The sequence below is a fragment of the Leptolyngbya sp. FACHB-711 genome (assembly GCF_014695615.1).
Classification (GTDB): Bacteria; Cyanobacteriota; Cyanobacteriia; order Elainellales; family Elainellaceae; genus Leptolyngbya_A.
The window spans coordinates 1-2,760 of sequence record NZ_JACJOR010000022.1; the positions used below are offsets into that span (position 1 = coordinate 1).

Genomic DNA, 2,760 nt, shown 5'->3' on the forward strand with positions numbered 1-2,760 from the left:
ATTAAAACGGCTCAATTCCCAGAACCGCAGCCCCAGAGAACCAAGAAAGATTAAAACGAGACCCAAGCTAAACCAGGGAAAAGCGTCAGAGCCAGGCTTGGGTTTTAAGGCGATCGAAGGCATGGTCGCAACAAGGGAGGAAACGGCTAGGGAAAAACACCCTAAACAAACATCCCAATTGTGCCTTCTTCGGGGAATAACCGGAAGTCGTTTGGGTCGATCGCAAGCAGTTTGGCCTGAACAATTTTTCTCCTTTAAAAAAGGAAAGGCACACTCTCTGTGTGCCCAAAGTTCACCACCCAAACTTTAATTTCTGAATCGATCGTTGAACCAGAAAGCAGAAGATTGTTAACGGCTATTTCTAAAATAATGCTCAATCTGGGGTTAAGAACCAGTTATTAAGCAAGCGTTTCGGGACAATAGCCTAAGCCCTGCACAAACTGTTTGCGGAAGTCCTCAATTTCGCTGCGATCGGGGTTTCCATGCGACACAACTGCCACCTGATATCGACGCATTACCTCCACTGGAGTCTGCCCGGTCTCTAGTCCCCAGAGCGCCATTCTTACGCGAATCTCAGGTTCGTAAGGAATACCTAGCTCGTTGAGAAACGATCGAAAGTCTCCATCGTCTTGAGCGTCGAGTGGGCGGCTTAGCTTTACCTTAATGACCCAACCATCAATTTGATGAATCACCGTGACAAAGCGAACAGGGAGCCAGGGCATTGAATGGAGATATTCCACGATTCTCAATGTCAGGCTGGCATTTGCGAGGTAGTAGATATAATCCATAACTTCTTGTCGTATCCTGCAAATGCTACTCTTTAATCTTCTCGTCATAGTCCCAGAAGGAATAGGGGAAAAGCCCCCTAACCTGCATAGGGAATTTCACCCAACTTGATGACCATTGGGTTAGTTTATCGATCGTTTCAAAAAGACCTGACGCAATGCCTGAAAATTCTGATCTCCTGCTGGAATCCTACGACTACGTTTTGCCACCAGAGCGGATTGCTCAAAATCCAGCCGTGCCGCGCGATAGTTCCCGGTTGCTGGTTGTGGGTACGAAAGACTATCAGCATCGCAGTTTCCGCGATCTGCCCGAACTGCTTCAGCCGGGAGATTTGCTAGTGCTCAACAACACTCGCGTGATTCCTGCCCGTTTGTTTGGACGAAAGCCGAATGGCGGCAACGTTGAAGTTTTGCTGTTAGAAGAACAGCCTCAGATCAATCAATGGCTTGCTCTGGTAAAACCAGGTCGGCGGGTGAAGGTGGGGACGCAAATCGAGTTTTGGGGCAACGAAATTCCCGAAATATCTGAGCATTCTCCAGATGAAAATTCTCCTGGTTTTGCCGCAAACGAAACCGATCGACCTCGCCCCAAACTAACAGCAAAGGTATTAGCCGTTGAACCCGCAACCGGGGGACGCTATCTGGAATTTGACTTGCCGCCCGGTCAATCGCTGCTGCCGCTGTTGGCGGATCTGGGTCATGTGCCTTTGCCGCCCTATATCCATGAGTCTGAAGCGGATGCGGAGCAATATCAAACTGTTTATGCCGATCGCCCCGGTTCTGCGGCGGCTCCAACGGCAGGACTGCACTTTACCCCAGAACTGCTGCAACGGTTAGATGAAGCCGGGATTCAGCGCGCCTTTATTACGCTCCATGTGGGAGTGGGCACATTTCGTCCAGTCGAGTCGAGCGACATTACGCAGCACCAGATGCACGGCGAATGGCTGGAGATTCCTGTCGAAACCGTAGACAAGATTCAGCAAACCCAGGCGAACGGAGGACGAGTGATTGCAGTCGGCACAACAGCCGTGCGATCGCTCGAAGGGGCAGCCGCTCAAACCGGAACCCTGCAACCCTACTGCGGCAAAACGAATTTGTACATCTATCCCGGCTTTCAGTGGCGCGTGGTCGAAGGGCTAATTACCAACTTCCATTTGCCCAAGTCGAGTTTAATGATGCTCGTGAGTGCTTTGATTGGGCGACAACGACTTCTCGATCTGTATCAAATGGCGATCGAGGAGGAGTATCGTTTTTATTCCTTTGGAGATGCGATGCTGATTTTGCCAGAAGCCCGCTTGACCTGAGAGCTGATTAGTTCATCAAAACTTATCGGTTCAGGACTTATCGGTTTAGGAAGGTCAGGAAGCGTGGAATCGGGGCAGGCAATCGCGAAGGGGGGGGAGCAGGCGTTGTCGGAATGTCCGGCTCCTCAATGATTTCGGGCAGGGTAGGCGGCAGGTCGTCTTGCTTAGGCGTTGAGGGAAGGACAGGCGGTTTTGCCTGGGGAGCTGCGTCCGGAGCATTGGGTTGAGCGGATTCGGGAGCAGGCTGCTCTACCGGGCGAATCAGGAGGGGCGAGCGATCGTCCTTGGCTTTCCCTGCTGCTTCCGATGGGGATGCTTCAAGTTCGTTTTGAAGCTGCTCTTTCACTTCATCGGCTAACTCTTCTCGAATACTTTCCTCATCGTCGGGCTGCTCTAATTCAGCCGGAATTTCTACGGGAGTCTGTTCAGTTGCGCGATCGAAAGCATTGGGGATGGCTTGGGGCTGCAGTTCAGTCATTTCGTTCCCGGTTTTCTCGGGCAAAGTTTCCTGATCTGGTTCTCGCGTTTTTGCGGGGGTCACTTCTTCGAGCGTTTCTTCGACCGCAGCGGGTTCGGGGGCAGGTGGCGTGTAGTTGGGGTCGGTAAGGCGACGGGCGATCGTCAGCGGAATTTCTCCCCGAATCAAGCGGGATAGGGCATCGGTGCCGTTG

General features: G+C 51.9%; 2 protein-coding genes and 1 pseudogene. 1 reads left to right on the plus strand and 2 read right to left on the minus strand.

Annotation, left to right across the window (positions count from 1 at the left end; genetic code table 11):
- Positions 1-398: 398 nt before the first annotated feature.
- On the minus strand, positions 399-788 hold the full coding sequence (locus H6F80_RS00255) for a hypothetical protein (RefSeq protein WP_190789621.1): 390 nt from the start codon (positions 786-788) through the stop codon (positions 399-401).
- 155 nt (positions 789-943) lie between these two features.
- Here H6F80_RS00255 and queA point away from each other — a divergent pair, with 155 nt between their 5' ends.
- Complete coding sequence (gene queA / locus H6F80_RS00260) at positions 944-2,089, plus strand: tRNA preQ1(34) S-adenosylmethionine ribosyltransferase-isomerase QueA (RefSeq protein WP_190789622.1); 1,146 nt, start codon at positions 944-946, stop codon at positions 2,087-2,089.
- Between the two features lie 37 nt (positions 2,090-2,126).
- Here queA and H6F80_RS00265 read toward each other — a convergent pair.
- Positions 2,127-2,760: pseudogene (locus H6F80_RS00265) on the minus strand (hypothetical protein); the annotation flags it as partial.

Bases quoted from the DNA above. Each gene is read 5' to 3' on its own strand.
- queA (WP_190789622.1), top strand. From the start codon at position 944: ATGCCTGAAAATTCTGATCTCCTGCTGGAATCCTACGACTACGTTTTG.
- H6F80_RS00255 (WP_190789621.1), bottom strand. From the start codon at position 788: ATGGATTATATCTACTACCTCGCAAATGCCAGCCTGACATTGAGAATC.